Origin of the sequence: Achromobacter sp. UMC46 (assembly GCF_014170335.1) — a bacterium.
Taxonomy (GTDB): domain Bacteria; phylum Pseudomonadota; class Gammaproteobacteria; order Burkholderiales; family Burkholderiaceae_B; genus Achromobacter.
Window position 1 is genome coordinate 17,376 of record NZ_LZZS01000019.1, and the last position, 17,701, is coordinate 35,076.

Here is a 17,701-nt window from a genome sequence, read left to right on the forward strand (position 1 = left end):
AACTTAAACCCGTGCCCCGACTCGCCAACAAGGCGAACCGTGCCCGGGCTATTCATCGGCGCATGCCGCTGTTCTGTGCGAGCAACAGCTACTACGGTTTGCGCTAATGAATTCGGCACAGCCATTTGATATGGCCCCCGCTCCTTTGGCGCGAGCCATTTCAAATGGCGCCGATCGGCTGCCTGATCACAGGCTGGGCCGACCGCTTGTTCTACGTGTTCGAAATGTCTCCGCGCCGCGCCTTCGGCTCGCTGCCCCCCAAGGGGGTGCGTTTTGCCTTGAAGCAGTTCGGCGACAAAACACCCTGACCGAGGAGAGCGCCATCAAGCCTGTCGCGAACGCGACGCTCCGTCACTCTGGAGCGTGCCCGCGCCGGGCCTGATGACGAACTGCTTTACTCCCAGCTCAGCGTGCCACCGGTTTGGTATTCGATCACGCGAGTTTCAAAAAAGTTGCGTTCCTTTTTAAGATCGATCATTTCCGCCATCCACGGGAAGGGATTTTCTTCCTGCGGGTACAGCGGTTCGATACCGATTTGCTGGCAACGACGGTTGGCGATGAAGCGCAGGTAGGATTTGAACATAGGTGCGTTCAAGCCCAACACGCCGCGCGGCATCGTGTCTTCGGCGTAAGCGTATTCGAGTTCGACCGCTTTGCGGAAGAGTTCTCGAATTTCTTCGCGGAATTCCGGCGTCCACAGATGCGGATTTTCCAGTTTGACGGTGTTGATCAGGTCGATGCCGAAGTTGCAGTGCATGGATTCATCGCGAAGGATGTACATGTACTGCTCGGCCGCGCCGGTCATCTTGTTCTGGCGGCCAAGCGCCAGGATCTGCGTGAAGCCCACGTAGAAGAACAGGCCTTCCATCAGGCATGCGAAGACGATCAGGGACTTCAACAGCGTCTGGTCGGCTTCGGGCGTGCCCGTCTTGAAGTGGGGGTCCGCGATCGCGTCGATGAACGGGATCAGGAACTCGTCTTTGGCGCGGATGGACGGAACTTCGTTGTAAGCGTTGAAGATCTCGGCTTCGTCCAGGTCCAGGCTTTCGACGATGTATTGATAGGCGTGCGTGTGGATCGCTTCTTCGAATGCCTGGCGCAGCAGGAATTGGCGGCATTCAGGCGCCGTGATGTGGCGGTAGGTGCCCAGCACGATGTTGTTCGCGGCCAGCGAGTCGGCCGTGACGAAGAAACCCAGGTTGCGCTTGACGATGCGGCGCTCGTCCTCGGTGAGCCCGTTCGGGTTCTTCCAGAGGGCGATGTCGCGCGACATGTTGATCTCTTGCGGCATCCAGTGGTTGGCGCAAGTGGCCAAATACTTTTCCCACGCCCACTTGTACTTGAAAGGCACAAGCTGGTTGACGTCGGTTTCGCCGTTGATGATGCGCTTGTCAGCAACCTTTACACGTTGCGAGGTGGCGGCGCCGCTCGTGGCCAGGCCTGCCGCGTGTTCAGGCGCGGCGGGCGTGGGCATGGCGGTGTCGCCGAATACACCGGTCGCCGCCCGGACTTCGGGCGCAGCCTGCCCACCGCCCGCGGGTGCGGGGGTCTTTGCAGGTTGCGTGGCGAGGGTGTCGTCTTCCCAATTAATCATGATTCAATTCTCCGGAGGCGGTTATTGGCAGGCTTCGCACTCTTCGAAGCCGGGGTCGCCCGGCCGCATGGTGCAAACCGCCCCGAGAACTTCGGGTTCCGGCAAAACAGGTGCGGCGCCCACAGCCGCAGCCGTGGATTGGCCACCGGCGGTGACGGCGTTCAGTTCGCCGCCGCGGCCCGTGGATTTCTCGGCGCTGGTGGCGCCCAGGGTACGCAGGTAGTACGTCGTCTTCAGACCACGCAGCCATGCCAGCTTGTAGGTGTCATCCAGCTTCTTGCCCGATGCGCCTGCCATGTAGATGTTCAGCGACTGGGCCTGATCGATCCACTTCTGACGGCGCGACGCGCATTCCACCAGCCAGCTCGGTTCGACTTCGAACGCGGTGGCGTAGAGTTCGCGGAGTTCGGAAGGTACGCGATCGATGCGGGACAGGCTGCCGTCGAAGTACTTGAGGTCGGCGACCATGACTTCGTCCCAGAGACCGAGTTTCTTCAGGTCACGCACGAGGTAATCGTTAACGACCGTGAACTCGCCGGAGAGATTCGATTTGACGTACAAGTTCTGGAAAGTAGGTTCGATGCACGCAGATACACCAATGATATTGGAAATAGTCGCGGTTGGGGCAATTGCAACGCAATTGGAGTTGCGCATGCCGTGTTGTTTGATGCGCGCGCGCAACGTATCCCAATCGAGCGAGCTCGATTCATCGACTTCAACATGGCCACCGCGTTCATCGCGCAGCATCTTCAACGTGTCTTGCGGCAAGATGCCGCGCGACCACAACGAACCTTCATACGACTGATAGCGGCCGCGTTCTTCGGCGAGCAGGCTCGATGCGAAGTAGGCGTGATAGCACACTGCTTCCATCGAACGGTCGGCGAATTCAACCGCGGCTTGCGACGCGTACGGCACGCGCATCATCTGCAGGCAATCCTGGAAGCCCATGATGCCCATGCCCACCGGACGATGGCGCGCGTTGGAATTGCGTGCCTTCTCGACGGCGTAGTAGTTGATGTCGATGACGTTGTCGAGCATGCGCATCGCGATGCTGACGGTGCGCTTGATCTTGTCGTGGTCCAGTTCGAAACCGCCGCCGGCAGCCGGCTTCATGTGCGCGACCAGGTTCACGGAACCCAGGTTGCACACCGCGATTTCGGATTCGTTGGTGTTCAGCGTGATTTCGGTGCACAGGTTCGAGCTGTGGACGACGCCCACGTGCTGCTGCGGCGAACGGATGTTGCACGGATCCTTGAACGTGATCCACGGGTGGCCGGTTTCGAACAGCATGGACAGCATCTTGCGCCACAGCGTCAGCGCCGGCATCTTCTTGTACAGCTTGAGCTCGCCGCTGGCGACGCGGTTTTCGTAGCCGATGTAGGCTTCTTCGAATGCGCGGCCGACCTTGTCGTGCAGGTCAGGGCAGTCGGACGGCGAGAACAGCGTCCATTCGCCGGCTTCCATGACGCGCTTCATGAACAGGTCGGGAATCCAGTTCGCCGTGTTCATGTCGTGCGTGCGGCGGCGTTCGTCGCCGGTGTTCTTGCGCAGTTCCAGGAATTCTTCGATGTCCAGGTGCCACGATTCCAGGTACGTGCAAACCGCGCCCTTGCGCTTGCCGCCCTGGTTCACCGCCACGGCGGTGTCGTTGACGACCTTCAGGAACGGGACGACGCCCTGGCTTTCGCCGTTGGTGCCCTTGATGTGGCTGCGCAGCGCGCGCACCGGGGTCCAGTCGTTGCCCAGGCCGCCGGCGTACTTGGCCAGCAGCGCGTTTTCCTTGATGGCGTCGTAAATGCCTTCCAGGTCGTCGGAGACGGTGGTCAGGTAGCACGACGACAGCTGCGAGTGCAGCGTGCCCGAGTTGAACAGCGTCGGCGTCGAGCTCATGAAGTCGAACGAGGACAGGATCTCGTAGAACTCGATGGCGCGCGTTTCGCGATCGGCTTCGCGCAGCGCCAGGCCCATGGCCACGCGCATGAAGAACACCTGCGGCAGTTCGATGCGAGTGCCGCGGATGTGCAGGAAGTAGCGGTCGTACAGCGTCTGCAGGCCGAGGTAGCCGAATTGCAGGTCGCGCTTGGCGTTCAGCGCCTTGCCCAGACGGGTCAAGTCATAGCTGGCCAGTTCGGGCGACAGCAGGCCGGCTTCGATGCCGCGGGCGATGAACGTGGGGAAGTATTCGGCGTAACGCGCGCCCATGCCGTCTTGCGACACTTCTTCGCCCAGCACTTCCTTGCGGATCGTGTGCAGCAGCAGACGGGCGGTGACCTGGCTGTAGGCCGGGTCTTTTTCGACCAGCGCGCGCGCGGACAGGATGGCGGACTTGAACACTTCGTCGACGGGGATGCCGTCGTACAGGTTCTTGACCGTTTCCTTCAGGATGGATTCGCTGTCGATGAATTCGGCCAGGCCTTCGCCGGCGGCGACGATGGTCGCGCGCAGTTCAGCCAGGTCCAACGGGCGGCGCACGCCGGCGTCGGTCACGTTCAGCACGTGTTCCTGCGGGGCGGCGGCGGCCTTGTCCTGCCCTTCGGCGGCAGCGGCCGCGGCGCGCTCTTGCGTGCGCTTCTCGCGATACAGCACGTAGGCGCGGGCAACGTCATGCTGGCCCGAACGCATCAGGGCCAGTTCGACCTGGTCCTGGATGTCTTCAATATGGAAGGTGCCGCCGTTGGGGCGGTTGCGCACCAGCGCGTTGACGGCTTGGTCCGTCAGGTTCTCGACCAGCTCGCGCACTCGCGCGGACGCCGCGCCCTGCCCGCCGTTCACGGCGAGGAAGGCCTTGGTCATGGCGATGGCGATCTTGCTGGGTTCGAACCCGACCACCGAGCCATTGCGGCGAATGATGTTGTAGCTGGCCCATTGCCCGCCATTGGCGTCGGCAGGGGAATCGGTTTGCGAGGGCGGCACGGCCGAAGGCCGGGTCACAGAGGCGATCGTAGTCTGCATGGAAGCTCCTGTGCGAAAACGCGTAGATAGCGACATGACGACGGTCATGTCCGGTACGAATGTGGATCTTTTGAGGGGGTCGGAACGCTTGGACGGGCTAGTCCAAAAGGCGTGGCCGACGAGAATCAGCGCTTAGGCGACCACAACATATAGTGTAGCACCCCTCGTTGGACACTAATTCTAGTGATCGAGAACTACAGGGACAAGAAGAAGATATGACGAAGCTCACAAAAGATTGTTACTAAATGCACTGGGCGCGCCCAGTAAGGCGCGCCCAGGACAGGACCGCTCAGAGCGAATGTTTATGCGGTTTTCCGCAGGGGCATGTCGCGCGGGGCCGGTGCCGTATAGCTCTGCATCAATCGACCCAATTCCGTCCGATACTTCTCGACGTTCGAAGCCTTCACGTGGCCGTAGCCGCGGATGGTTTCTGCAAGGCCGGCGATTGTAGCTGCTTGCGCGAGCTTGTCCCGGGTCAACCCTACAAGCAGCCGGTCTATGGTCTGGCGGTATTCGCCGATCAGCGCGCGCTCCATCTTGCGCTCGGCGGTGCGGCCGAAGGGATCGAACCAGGTGCCACGCAAGCCCTTCATGCGAGTCAGCAGTTTCAGCGCGGTCATGGTGCGCGGGCCGAGCGTCATCTTGCGCGGCACGCCGGTGCGCGGGTCTTTGCGCGCAAAGATCGGCGGCGCCATGTGGAAGCGCAGGCTGTAGTCGCCTTCGAACTGGCCCTTCAACTGCGCCTGGAACGCTTCGCCCGTGTACAGGCGCGCTACTTCGTACTCGTCCTTGTAGGCCATGAGCTTGAACAGGCCGCGGGCCACCGCCATCGCCAGGCGCGGGGTCTTGGCATCGGGCGCCAGTTCGCGCTCGCGGGCCGCGATGGCCTCGACCACGTCCTGGTATTCGCGGGCGTAGCCGGCGTTCTGATAGGCGGTCAGGTCCGCGATGCGGCGCGCCACGGCGCGTTCGAAGGTCTCGGGCACGTGCAACTGCACGACCTGGGCGCGCGGGCGCAGCGCGCTGTCCAGCGCGTCGGGCTGATGCGCCGCCAGGCGGCCGCTGTCGAACGCGGCGCGATTGGCCGCGACCGCCACGCCGTTCAGTTCGATGGCGCGGTTGATGGCGGCCTGCGACAACGGCACGCCGCCGCGCTGCCACGCATAGCCCAGCATGAACATGTTGGACAGGATGCTGTCGCCGAACAGGGCCAGTGCCGCTTCGTGCGCGTCGATGGCGGCCGTGTTGGCCTCGCCCGCCGCGTGGCGGATCTTGGCCAGCAGCGCTTCGGGGCGCATGGCGGCATCGGGGTTGCGGGTGAAGTCCGAGACCGGCGCCACGTAGGTGTTGACGGTGACTTGCGTGTGCCCGCGGCGCAGCGCGCCCAGCGAATCCGGCGCCACCGAGGCCACCGGGTCGCACAGGATGGCGGCATCGGCCTGCTGCCAGTCCAGGCGCACGGGGCCCGCCGATGCGCCGGCGGGCGCCAGGCGGATGTGGCTGACGACCGTGCCGCCTTTTTGCGCCAGGCCGGTCAGGTCCAGCACCGCGGCCGACAGGCCTTCCAGGTGCGCGGCCATCGACACGATGGCGCCGATGGTGATGACGCCGGTGCCGCCCATGCCCGCGACCAGCAGGCGGTAGGGGCGGTCAAGCGCGGGCGTGGCGGGCAGCGGCAGCTGCGCGATCAGGCCTTGCAGGCGCTCTTGGTCGGTCTTGGGCGCCGCGCTCTTCCTGGGCTTGCCGCCCATGACGGACACGAAGCTGGGGCAGAAGCCTTCCGCGCAGGAGTAGTCCTTGTTGCAGCTGGACTGGTCGATGGCGCGCTTGCGGCCATACGGCGTTTCCAGCGGCACGACCGACAGGCAGTTGGACTGCACGCCGCAATCGCCGCAGCCTTCGCACACGGCGCTGTTGATCAGCATGCGGCGCGCCGGGTCGGGGAACTGGTTCTTCTTGCGGCGGCGGCGCTTTTCGGCGGCGCAGGTCTGGTCGTGGATCAGCACGGTCACGCCGGGGATTTCTCGCAGCTCGCGTTGCACGGCGTCCAGTTCGCGGCGGTGGTGCACCAGGATGTTCGGGCCCAGGTCCACGCCCTGGTACTTTTCGGGCTCGTCGCTGGTGACGACGATGCGCGCCACGTTTTCGCCGCGCAGCTGCTGGCAGATCTGCGGCACCGAGATCGGCCCGTCCACCGGTTGCCCGCCGGTCATCGCGACGGCGTCGTTGAACAGGATCTTGTAGGTGATGTTGGCGCCGGCGGCCACGGCCTGGCGGATCGCCAGGTAGCCGGAGTGGTAGTAGGTGCCTTCCCCCATGTTCTGGAAGATGTGCGGCATCTTGGTGTAGCGGGACAGGCCGATCCAGTCGACGCCTTCGCCGCCCATCTGCGTCAGGCCGCCGGTGTCGCGGTCCATCCAGGCGGCCATGTAGTGGCAGCCCACGCCGGACAGCGCCTGGCTGCCTTCGGGCACTTTGGTCGACGTGCTGTGCGGACAGCCCGAACAGAAGTAGGGGCGGCGGCGCATGCCGTCGGCGTCGTTGGACAGCGCGGCCTGGCATTCGAACGCCGCCAGGTCCGCGGCCAGCGGCAGGCCCGCCGTGCGGGTCAGCCAGCCGACCAGCGGCTGCGCCAGCAGCGACGGGCGCAATTGGCCGGCGGACGGCACCAGGGTTTCGCCGTCGAAGCCCTTCTTGCCGATGACGGAGGGGCGGTCGGGCCGGTTGAACAGCAGGTCCTTGATCTGGCTTTCGACCACCGCGCCTTTTTCTTCGATCACGAGGATGTGCGACAGGCCGCGCGCAAACTCCAGCAGCCGTTCGCCGTCCAGCGGCCAGGTCAGGCCGGGCTTGTAGATGCGCACGGGAGCATTGGCGGTGACGGTGTCCACGCCCAGGCGCGACAGCGCTTCCATCGTGTCCAGATGGGCCTTGCCGACGGTCACGATCCCGACCGTGGCCTTGGGGGCGGGACAGGTCAGGCGGTCGATGCTGTGGCGGCGCGCGAACGCGGCCACGGCCTTCATGCGCAGGTTCATGCGCGTTTCGACGGCCAGCGACAGGAAGTCGCGCGCCGAATATTCCAGCGATTCGGGCGGCATGTCCGGATCGGCGGGCATGTCGTAGGCGTGCACGGCGGCAGGCGTGAACGAGTGGCCGCTTTCGATGGTCTCGGACACGGCCTTGAACGCGACCCAGGTGCCGGAATAGCGCGACAGCGCCCAGCCCCACAGCGCGAAGGTTTCGTATTCGTCGATGGAGGTGGGATGCACGATGGGCATCTGCCAGCCGATCAAGGACGCTTCGCTGGCGTGCGGAATCGACGACGAGACGGCGGTGTGGTCATCGCCCACCACCACCAGCACGCCGCCGTGGCGCGATGCGCCTGCGGCATTGCCGTGATGCAGCGCGTCGCCGGCGCGGTCCACGCCGGGGCCCTTGCCGTACCACATGGCGAAGACGCCATCGACATTGCGGTCTGCGCGCACGCCGGCCTGCTGCGTCCCCATGACGGCGGTGGCCGCCATGTCTTCGTTGATGCCGGGCAGGAATGAGATCTTGCCGGCGTCCAGCGCCTTCTTGGACTTCCACATCGCCATGTCGACGCCGCCCAGGGGCGACCCGCGGTAGCCCGACACGAAACCGGCGGTGTTCAGGCCGCGTTCGCGGTCGATCCGGGCCTGCGTCAGCATGATGCGCACGAGCGCCTGCGTGCCGGTCAGGAAGATGCGGCCGGACTCCCGGGTCAGATTGTCGGCAAGCTGGTAGTCGAGGTCCAGCTGGGGTTCGGGGGCGGGCGTGCCGTCCATAGTGAATGCTCCTGGTATTTGGCACCATGATAGGTTCGCGGAGCATTCGATTTATTGCGTTTTTGGATCGTGCTATCCCTATAATACGCAATGAATATTTCGTATTCGACAAAAACCAGGAGACATCGCGATGGACAAGACCGATATCGGCATCCTCAAGGCCTTGCAGGAGGACGGCCGGGCTTCGGCGCAGCAGTTGTCGGAGAAGGTGGGGCTGTCGGCCGCGCCGGTGTGGCGGCGCGTGAAGGCGATGGAGGCCAGCGGGGTCATCCAGGGCTATAGCGCGCAGGTTGACCGCAGCAAGGTGGGGCTGGGCTGCATGTTCGCGCAGATCAGCCTGGAGCGGCATGCCTCCAGCACGGTCGAGAACTTCGAGCGCTCGGTGCGCGACGCGCCCGAGATCCTGGAGTGCTATGCGGTCACGGGGGATTCGGATTTCCTGTTGAAGATCCTGGTGGAAAGCCCCGAGGCCTACGACCGTTTCCTGCACCGGTTCCTGTTCAACATGCCGGGCATCCGCCAGACGCGCACCATCGTGGCGCTGCGCGAAATCAAGCACGAACAGCGCCTGCCGCTGTGAAGCGCACCGCGCCCTCTATATATAGAGGGCGCGGCGTTTGCGGTGAAAGACCCGCAGGCGGGCGATGGATCGGCGTTTATTGGGGTTGGATGCCCGAAATGCGGATCCATTCCTTCCAGCGCGCCGTGTCCTCCTTCACGAAGGCGTCGAAACGGGCCACGTCCATCGATTCCGGGGTCAGACCCAGGGCGCGCAGCTTCTTCGCCGTGGCGTCGTCCTTGACCGCCGCCTGCAGATAGCCGTTCATCTTCGCCACGATGTCCGGCGACGTGTTCGCCGGCGCCGACAGGCCCAGCCAGCCGGCGACGACGAAGTCCGGGTAGTAGGTCGCCATGGTCGGCACGGTGGGCCAGGCGGCGTGCGGCTGGGCGCCGGTGACGGCGATGGGGACGAGCCCCTTGCCGTCGATCTGCCCCATGGCGGTCAGGTAGTCCACGAACGCGAAGCTGATCTGCTTGCCGCGCAGGTCGGTGATGATCTGCGTGATGTTCTTGTAGGCCGCGCCAGTGATATTGATGTCGGCGCGCTGCTTGAACAGTTCGGACGGCACCTGCGAGGACGAGCTGTAGTAGCCGAAGAAGACCTCGCCGGGATGCTTCTTGGCGTAGTCCACCAGCTCGGGCACCGTGCGGTAGGGGCTGCCGGGCGCCACGACGCCTACCGTGCCGAAGGTGCCCAGCAGGCCGACCTGCCGGAAATCCTTTTGCGCGTCGTAGGGCAGGCTCTTGTACAGGAACTGGTTGGCGGCGTGCGTCGAGTTCGTGGACAAGAGGAAGGTGTAGCCGTCCGCTGCCGCGTTCTTGGACGCGTTGGTGCCGACGATGCCGCCGGCGCCGGGACGGTCTTCGACGATCACCGTCTGTCCGGTCTGTTCGCCCAGGTATTGGGCGAAGGTGCGGGCGGTAAGGTCCGCAGCGCCGCCCGGCGCGGACGGCACGATGATCGTCACGGGTTTTTCGGGCCAGCCTGCCGCCTGCGCGGAGGCGGCCAGCACGAGGCCGGCGCTGATCAACGCCGGGCGAAGAAAACGGGGTATGGACATGCTTGTCTCCTGAGTGCGCTAGCCGCGTGCTTGCGCGGTCGGGTGTCGTTGTTTTGTCGTTGTAGCGGTGCGAGGGCGATTCAGCCGAACTGTTCGCGGTGCCACACCAGGATGGCGCCGGCGCTGACGCGCCAGTGGTCCGCATACATCATGCAGTGCGGTTGCCCGGCCAGCACGGCGTGGGAAAAACCGTAGCGCCGCGCGATCGCCTGGTCCTGCCCGGGCGGATGGCGGTCATGGGTGTCCAGCCCGGCCTCCAGGCACAGGCCGGGCGCGTCGAACGCGGCGGCGCCGATCGCCACGCGCAGCAGGTAGCGGTCATTCAGCACTTGCGGGCTTTCGGCGCACAGGCGCTGCGTGACGGCGCTGACGTCGCGGCCGGGCGACGTGGCCAGGAAGCGCGCGCGGATTCGTCCAGCGCCGCGCAGGCCAGGCCGGCGGCGGCGAAGTAGTCCAGATAGTGCGCGTAGCACCAGGCGCCGTGATAGGCGCCCGGCACGAACAGCAGGCCGGGCCGGCCGTCTTGCGGCGGCGCGCCGGCAATCAGGCGGCCTTGGCCGGCGCGGCGGGCGGGCAGGCGGTCGGCCAGGCTGAAATCCAGCGGGTCCGTGGCGACGGGGGCGGAAGCGGGAGAGGGGGCGGCAGCGATCATCTTGCGGCCATCTTAAGTGCGACCCTATGATCAGAAAACTTTATTTTTCCTATGATTGGATAAGTTTTCCAAATCGAGCTGCCCAATGCGATCCTTGCCCGACCTGTCCATCACGCACTACCGGCACTTCTTGCTGGTGGCCGAGCTGCGCAGTTTCCGCGCGGCGGCCGCCCGGGCCTTCCGTTCGCAACCGGCGCTGTCCCTGTCCATCCGCGAAATGGAGCAGCGCCTGGGACAGCCATTGTTCGAACGCGGCAACCGCAATACGCTGACGCGTTTCGGGCAGGACTGCCTGCCGCTGGCGCGCGAACTGGTCGAGCATCACGATCGCGTGGCGGGCGCGCTGTCGGGGCTGGCCAGCAACGGCGCCGGCACGCTGACGATGGCTTCCGTCGCCACGGTGGCCACGCACTGGCTGCCCGAATTGGTGGCGTCCTACCGCGAACACTATCCGGCGGTGGCGCTGCGCCTGTTCGACGACAACTCGGAAGGCGTCGAGCGCATGGTGCTGGCGGGCGAGGTCGAGCTGGGCGTGTGCAGTCCGGTGCTGCAGGACCGCCGCCTGTCGTTCGAACCGTTGCTGCGCGACGCTTTCGGCCTGGTCTGCCATCGCGGTCACGCGCTCGCCGGACGCAAATCGGTGACCTGGCGCGAGATCGCCGGCTTGCCGCTGGTGGGCACCGTGGCGCACCGCCAGCTTGCCGGCTATCCGCAGGCGGCCTTCATGATGGATCGGCAGGTGTTCGTGTCCAACATGATGTCGCTGCTGGCCATGCTGGAACGCGGCGTGGGCGTGACGGTGCTGGCGCGCTTGGGCGTGCCGCCGGACTCGCCCGGCCTGGCTTTCGTGCCGCTGTCGCGGCCGCGCATCGAGCGCCAATTGGGCATCACGCGGCTGGCGGGGCGCAGCCTGTCGCCGGCGGCCGCGCGCATGGAGGAAATGCTGCGTGCGAAAGCGGTGCGAGGCGGCCGCAGTGTCGCTTGAAACCAACGCATTCGTGCGGTTTTCGAGGCTAAAGCCGGGCCTTTCAATGTTCGACTGTTGCGCAATTGCACACCGCGCGGATCGTCGTTGATTCTTCCCTGGCGGCTCTTTAGAGTGCGTGATGTTTGCTGCGCGAAGGGCGTGCCGGTGTGATCGGCGCGACGCGTCGACAGACGTGTTGAGGAAGACATGAGCAGTGTGTATTTGCGTTCGGCCGGCATCGCCTGCGCCGTTCTGGTCCTGGCCGGTTGCGTCGCCAGGAAGCCCGCCGTCATCACCGAGGCCCAGCCTGCGGAACCGCCCAAGCCGGTGGCTTGCGTGCCGGCCCAAAACGGCGATCCGATGATCGGCACCTGGTTATCGAACAGCAAGCCCCGCGACGTCAGCGGCGACCTGCAATCGCTGATCGTGTTGTCGGCCGATGGCTCGATGGCCTACGAAACCCTGCTGAAGATCGGCCGCAAGGCGCGGCCCGCCCTGCGCGAGACCGGGTGCTGGACGGTGGTCGACGGCATCTACACGATGCGCACCACGAAATCTGCCGGCGAACTGGTGGACGCGAACGATCCGATCTACCTGAATCGCTACCGCGTCGAAAAGGTCGAAAAGGCCAAACTGACGCTGCGCGAACTGAAGACCGGCGGCCAGGTCGTCACCGCGCGCCGCATGCCCCAGGGCTACCGCCTGCCGTATTGACCGCTGCGCTCTGACCGCTACGCTCTGACCGTTGCGCCGGGCGGACACCCCCGTCCGGCCGCTTCGCCAAGTCGGCCGGGCTGCGGTAAGGTGCGGGCTTCGACTTTCGCCTCGCTGCCCGCCCCCCCATGCCCGCCATGTCCTCCGAAGCACGCGCCATCGCGCTGCTTGCCCTGGCCGCTTTCGTCAGCGCCAGCGCCTTCCGCATCTGTGATCCCATGCTGCCGCAACTGGCGGCGGAATTCGGCACGACCACCGGCCAGGCCGCGCGCGCCGTGACGGCGTTCGCCGTGGCCTACGGGGTGCTGCAGATGTTCTTCGGTCCGGTGGGCGACCGCTACGGCAAGTACCGCGTCGTCAGCGTGGCGACCGTGGCCTGCGCGCTGGGCAGCGCGGGCGCCGTGATGGCCGAATCGCTGGATGTGCTGGTGCTTTGCCGCGCGCTGTCGGGCGCGGCGGGGGCGGGCATCGTGCCGTTGTCCATGGCCTGGATCGGCGACAACGTGCCGTATGAACGGCGGCAGGCGACGCTGGCGCGCTTTCTGACCGGCACCATCCTGGGCATGTCGGCCGGGCAATTGGCCGGCGGCCTGTTCGCGGACACCATCGGTTGGCGCTGGGCCTTTGCCGCGCTCGTCGTGGGGTATCTGGCCGTGGGCGTGCTGCTGCATCTGGAAGTGCGGCGCCAGCAGGTGTCCGGCTTCGGCCGGGTGGAAGCGGGCGCGGTCAAGCAGGGGTTCGTGGCGCAGGCGCGGCTGGTGCTGGGCACGCCCTGGGCCCGCATCGTGCTGGCGACCGTCTTCGCGGAAGGCCTGCTGGTCTTCGGCGCGCTGGCGTTCGCGCCGTCCTATCTGCATGAACGCTTCGACATCTCGCTGACCGCCGCGGGCGCGCTCGTAGCGGTGTACGCCGTGGGCGGCCTGATCTACACGGTGGTGGCCGGCCGCATCCTCAAGCGCCTGGGCGAACGCGGCCTGGCGGTCGCGGGCGGCCTGGTGCTGAGCGTGGCCTTCCTCTCCTACCTGCTGGGCCCCGTCTGGATGTGGAGCCTGCTTGCCAGCGTCCTGGCCGGTTTCGGCTACTACCTGCTGCACGCCACGCTGCAGACCAACGCGACGCAGATGGTGCCGTCGGCGCGCGGCACGGCCGTCGCCTGGTTCGCGTCCTGTCTGTTCATGGGGCAGGCGGCCGGCGTGGCCCTGGCGGGCGCCGTGGTGGACGAGATCGGCGCGGCCGCGCTGTTCGGGGGTTCTGCCGTACTGCTGCCGCTGCTGGGCGCGTTCTTCGCGCGCGCGCTGAAGGCGCGGGCGGCCATTCAACAGGCCTGAAACGACACGGGCCCGGCGCATCCTGGGATGCGCCGGGCCCGTGGCCGGTCGGCCGCGCGGGTTAGATCGCGGCCAGGCGGGCCAGCACCGTCTGCTTGCCCAGCAGGGCCAGCACGGCGTCGACGGCGGGCGTCTGCGTCTGGCCGGTGACGGCTACGCGCAGCGGGATCGCCAGTTGCGGCATCTTCAGGCCACGGTCGGCCAGCACCGCCTTGATCAGGGCGGACAGGGCCTCGCGGGTCCAGTCGGTGTCCTGCGCGCGCTGGGCGAAATCGGCCAGCGCTTCGCGGGCCGGCGCGGTCAGGTGCTGTTCGACGAGCTCGGCCGCGGCGGGCTTGAACTCGGCGCAGAACAGCATGGCGCCGTCAGCCAGCTGCTCCAGCGTTTCAGCGCGGTCCTTCAAGAGGCCCATGACGCCCGGCAGGTCGATCTTTTCCGGATGGCCGCCCCGGTTCGCCACGCGCGGGGCCACGCGCTCGGCCAGTTCCGCGTTGTCCATCTGCTTGATGTAGTGGGCGTTGACCCAGTTCAGCTTCTTCGGATCCCATTGCGAGGCCGACTTCGACAGGTGCTTGGTGTCGAACCACGACACCAGCTGTTCGCGCGAGAAGAGCTCGTCGTCGCCGTGGCTCCAGCCCAGGCGGGCCAGGTAGTTGATCATGGCCTCGGGCAGGTAGCCGTCGTTGTCGTATTCCATGACGTTGACCGCGCCGTGGCGTTTGGACAGTTTTTCGCCGTCCGGGCCCAGGATCATCGGCACGTGGCCGTATTCCGGCAGCGCCGCGCCCAGCGCGCGCAGGATGTTGATCTGGCGCGGGGTATTGTTGACGTGGTCGTCGCCGCGCAGGACGTGGGTGATGCCCATGTCCCAGTCGTCGACCACGACGCAGAAGTTGTATGTCGGCGTGCCGTCCGGGCGCGCGATGATCAGGTCGTCCAGTTCGGTGTTGTCGAAGCTGATCGTGCCTTTGACCATGTCGTTCCAGGAGGTGGCGCCTTCCTGGGGATTCTTGAAGCGCACGACGGGCTTGCGGCCGTCGGGGATGGCGGGCAGCGTCTTGCCGGGTTCCGGGCGCCAGGTGCCGTCGTAGCGCGGCTTGTCGCCGCGGGCGCGGGCGGCCTCGCGCATGGCTTCCACTTCTTCGGGCGAGCTGTAGCAGTGGTAGGCGGTGCCGGCGGCCAGCATCTGCGCGACCACTTCGCGGTAGCGGTCCATGCGCTGCATTTGATAGAAGGGGCCTTCATCGGGCTGCATGCCCAGCCATTCCATGCTGTCCAGGATGGCCTGCACTGCTTCCGGCGTGGAGCGTTCGACGTCCGTGTCTTCGATGCGCAGCACGAACGTGCCCTGGTGGTGGCGCGCGAAGGCCCAGGAGAACAGCGCGGTGCGCGCGCCGCCCAAGTGCAGGAAGCCCGTGGGCGAAGGCGCGAAACGGGTACGAATGGGGGAGGAGGCGTTGGAGGTCATAGGTGGCAATGATAGCGGCTGCGGCGCCACAAAGCGGCGTCAGGCAGGGTCCACATCAAGCGGACGACGGGATTGTCTTGTTACGATGAACGGTATTTTAGATTAGGGCCAGCCACCCCTATGCTGCGACACGCTCTTGCCCCGATGTTCGAACCCAGTTCGCTGGTGATCGTTGCCGACCGGCCCCTGCCGGCGGCGGGTTCCCTGTCGCCCGCGCTCAAGGCGAAAACCACCGTAGTGGCCTGCGAAGTGGGGGCCGCGCCCGAGCTGCCCTCGGCCCTGGAAGGGCTGGCGCCCGGCGAGCGGCCTGATCTGGCCCTGGTTTGCGTGTCGCCGGCGGTGCTGCCGGAAACGCTGCGGCGCCTGTCGCCGCTGGCGCCGCGCTCGGTGATCCTGCTGCCGCACGAACTGCCCGACCCGTATCCGCGCGGCACGCTGGCTCTTTGCCGGGCCTGGGCCGAAGAGAACCGCTGCGAACTGCTGGGGCCGCGCTCGTTCGGCGCCCAGCGTCCCCATGCCGGCCTGAACTTCAGCCAGCACCCGGTGCTGGCGCGCGCCGGCCGCGTTGCGCTGCTGGCGCAGTCGCGCTCGATCATGGCGGCGGTCATGGATTGGGCCGAAGACGTGCACATCGGCTTTTCCACCGCCGTGTCGCTGGGCGACGAGGCGGTGGTGGGGCTGTCGAAAGTGCTGGACTACCTGGCCAGCGACCCGCGCACCGACAGCATCGTGCTGTACCTGGAAGACGTGGGCCCGGCGCGCGAATTCATGAGCACGCTGCGCGCTGCCGCCAGCGTCAAGCCGGTCATCGTGCTGAAAGCCGGCCGCGCCGACGGCGACAGCGCCGACGCCATCTTCGACGCCGCCTTGCGCCGCGCCGGCGCGGTGCGGGTGCGCTACTTCGTGCAGCTGTTCTCGGCCGTGAAGGTGCTGGGCTACACGCGGCGCCCCAAGGGTCGGCGCGTGGCGCTGATCTCCAACGGCAACGGCCCGCCGCAGCTGGCCATGGACCTGATCGGCCCGGACGCCGCGGTGCTTCGCGCCGAACTGGCGCCCGCCACGCGGCGCGCGCTGGAGGGCATGCTGGAGCCTGACGCGGTCAGCGCCAACCCCGTCATCACCTATATGCCGATGACCCCGGAGCGCATCCGCGCCATCCTGGAAGCAGTGCTGGACGATACGGGCGTGGACGGCGTGCTGGTGCTGCTGGCGCCCGACGCGCTGGCCGACATGCCCGCCGTCGCGCGCGAACTGGCGCTGATCGCGCCCAAGGCGAAAAAGCCGGTCGTCAGCTGCTTCATGGGCGACGCCGGCATGCGGCCCTTGCGGCGCATGCTGGACGACGCGGGCACGTCCGCCTTCCGCACGCCCGAATCCGCCGCCGACGCGTTCGGCGTGCTGGCGTCGCACCATTACAACCAGCAGCTGCTGCTGCAGACGCAGCCGCAGGAACCCCCCAGCCATGTGCCCGACCTGGCCGCGGCGCGCGAAGTCATCGCCCGCGTGCGCGCCGACTGCCGGCGCGAACTGAACACGGCCGAGATCCGCACCCTGCTGGGCCTGTTCTACGTGCCGCTGCGCGACATGCCGGTGGACGTGGCCGCGGTCGAACCCGAATCCCGCCCGATGGCGATCCGCGTGCGGCGCGACCCGCAATTCGGCCCGGTCATCCGCTTTGGCGCGGGCGGCCCCGACGCCATGCTGTCCGCGTCCGACCGCGGCATGGACCTGCCGCCGCTCAATGGCTTCCTGGCCCGGCAACTGATCGAACGCAGCCGGCTGTGGCGCCGCGTGCTGGCGCCGCGCATTGGCCATATCGCCGCCGAATCCCTGCAGCAGGCGGTGGTGCTGGTGTCTGAAATGGTGTCGGAACTGCCCGACATCGAAACGCTGGACATCGACCCCCTCTACGCCGGCGAGACGCATCTGCGCGCGGGCGGGCTGCGCCTGTTGCTGACGGAAACCCCGGGCTGCGAAACGCCGCAGACCTCGGGCTATCCGCACATGGCGATCCACCCGTATCCGGCGCGCCTGGTGCAGGTGCGCCGTTTCGGCGACGGCATCCCGTGGGTGCTGCGTCCCATCCGTCCGGAAGACGGCGAGGCCCTGCAGGAATTCATCCGCGGCCTGTCGGAACGGTCGCGCTACATGCGCTTCGTGTCGATGATGCGCGAGCTGACCCCGCGCATGGTGTCGCGCTACACCCAGGTGGATTACCACCGCGAATTGGCCCTGGTGGCGGCGACCCAAGTGCCCAACCCGGCCAACCGCGGCCATCCGCGCGAGGTCATCGTGGGTTTTGCGCACTACCTGCGCAACCCCGACGGGCGGGGCGCGGAATACGCGCTGGTGATCGGCGACGACTGGCAGCGGCGCGGCCTGGGCCGCCAGTTGATGACGGCGCTGATCGATGCGGCGCGCGAGCAAGGGCTGGAATACATCGACGGCCTGGTGCTGTCGACGAACCGGCCCATGCTGGCGCTGATGACCAGCCTGGGCTTCACCAACGATTCCGATCCCGAAGACCCGACGATGCGCCGGGTCTGGCTGGGTCTGACCTGATCCTGATCCGGCGGGCCTGACCCTGCGCGGGAT

Annotated in this window: 13 protein-coding genes; 6 read left to right on the forward strand and 7 right to left on the reverse strand. The window is 66.5% G+C overall.

Going from position 1 to position 17,701, the window contains the following annotated elements; genetic code table 11:
* The first annotated feature begins 164 nt into the window (after positions 1–164).
* Positions 165–308, forward strand: coding sequence for a hypothetical protein (locus A9973_RS15950; protein WP_183014720.1), 144 nt, complete (start codon positions 165–167; stop codon positions 306–308).
* A gap of 86 nt (positions 309–394) precedes the next feature.
* Here A9973_RS15950 and A9973_RS15955 read toward each other — a convergent pair whose 3' ends face one another.
* The 3 genes from A9973_RS15955 to A9973_RS15965 all read right to left on the reverse strand — a co-directional run bounded on the left by A9973_RS15955 (position 395) and on the right by A9973_RS15965 (position 8,355).
* The gene (locus A9973_RS15955) at positions 395–1,594 is read right to left on the reverse strand and encodes a ribonucleotide-diphosphate reductase subunit beta (protein WP_105559328.1); all 1,200 of its coding nucleotides are present in this window, start codon (positions 1,592–1,594) and stop codon (positions 395–397) included.
* Positions 1,595–1,615: 21 nt separating this feature from the next.
* Entirely contained in the window at positions 1,616–4,546 is a 2,931-nt protein-coding gene (locus tag A9973_RS15960) for a ribonucleoside-diphosphate reductase subunit alpha (protein WP_183014721.1), read from the reverse strand.
* Positions 4,547–4,848: 302 nt separating this feature from the next.
* Positions 4,849–8,355, reverse strand: coding sequence for an indolepyruvate ferredoxin oxidoreductase family protein (locus A9973_RS15965; protein ID WP_183014722.1), 3,507 nt, complete (start codon positions 8,353–8,355; stop codon positions 4,849–4,851).
* A 130-nt stretch (positions 8,356–8,485) separates the two neighbouring features.
* Here A9973_RS15965 and A9973_RS15970 point away from each other — a divergent pair, with 130 nt between their 5' ends.
* A complete protein-coding gene (locus tag A9973_RS15970) occupies positions 8,486–8,935 on the forward strand; it encodes an Lrp/AsnC family transcriptional regulator (RefSeq protein WP_169271862.1) in 450 nt (149 codons plus the stop codon).
* A 76-nt stretch (positions 8,936–9,011) separates the two neighbouring features.
* Here the strand turns inward: A9973_RS15970 and A9973_RS15975 are convergent, their stop codons facing one another.
* The 3 genes from A9973_RS15975 to A9973_RS31170 form a co-directional block, all read right to left on the reverse strand.
* Entirely contained in the window at positions 9,012–9,977 is a 966-nt protein-coding gene (locus A9973_RS15975; protein WP_183014723.1) for a tripartite tricarboxylate transporter substrate binding protein, read from the reverse strand.
* 80 nt (positions 9,978–10,057) lie between these two features.
* The gene (locus A9973_RS31165; RefSeq protein WP_255469181.1) at positions 10,058–10,306 is read right to left on the reverse strand and encodes a hypothetical protein; all 249 of its coding nucleotides are present in this window, start codon (positions 10,304–10,306) and stop codon (positions 10,058–10,060) included.
* Positions 10,300–10,629, reverse strand: coding sequence for a hypothetical protein (locus tag A9973_RS31170; RefSeq protein WP_255469182.1), 330 nt, complete (start codon positions 10,627–10,629; stop codon positions 10,300–10,302). The genes A9973_RS31165 and A9973_RS31170 overlap by 7 nt, the downstream gene beginning before the upstream one ends.
* A gap of 85 nt (positions 10,630–10,714) precedes the next feature.
* Here A9973_RS31170 and A9973_RS15985 point away from each other — a divergent pair, with 85 nt between their 5' ends.
* The 3 genes from A9973_RS15985 to A9973_RS15995 all read left to right on the forward strand — a co-directional run bounded on the left by A9973_RS15985 (position 10,715) and on the right by A9973_RS15995 (position 13,638).
* Positions 10,715–11,614 (forward strand): LysR family transcriptional regulator, encoded by a 900-nt coding sequence (locus A9973_RS15985; RefSeq protein ID WP_183014724.1) that lies wholly within the window; start codon positions 10,715–10,717, stop codon positions 11,612–11,614.
* Between the two features lie 189 nt (positions 11,615–11,803).
* Positions 11,804–12,310, forward strand: a complete 507-nt coding sequence (locus tag A9973_RS15990) for a hypothetical protein (RefSeq protein ID WP_183014725.1) — start codon at positions 11,804–11,806, stop codon at positions 12,308–12,310.
* Positions 12,311–12,438: 128 nt separating this feature from the next.
* Positions 12,439–13,638: an MFS transporter gene (locus tag A9973_RS15995; protein ID WP_183014726.1), complete on the forward strand. Its 1,200-nt coding sequence runs from the start codon at positions 12,439–12,441 to the stop codon at positions 13,636–13,638.
* Between the two features lie 61 nt (positions 13,639–13,699).
* On the opposite strand, the gene gltX is transcribed toward A9973_RS15995, so the two are convergent.
* Positions 13,700–15,106 (reverse strand): glutamate--tRNA ligase, encoded by a 1,407-nt coding sequence (gene gltX / locus A9973_RS16000; RefSeq protein ID WP_183014727.1) that lies wholly within the window; start codon positions 15,104–15,106, stop codon positions 13,700–13,702.
* Positions 15,107–15,226: 120 nt separating this feature from the next.
* Here gltX and A9973_RS16005 point away from each other — a divergent pair, with 120 nt between their 5' ends.
* Positions 15,227–17,668, forward strand: coding sequence for a GNAT family N-acetyltransferase (locus A9973_RS16005; RefSeq protein ID WP_183014728.1), 2,442 nt, complete (start codon positions 15,227–15,229; stop codon positions 17,666–17,668).
* Positions 17,669–17,701 lie beyond the last annotated feature (33 nt).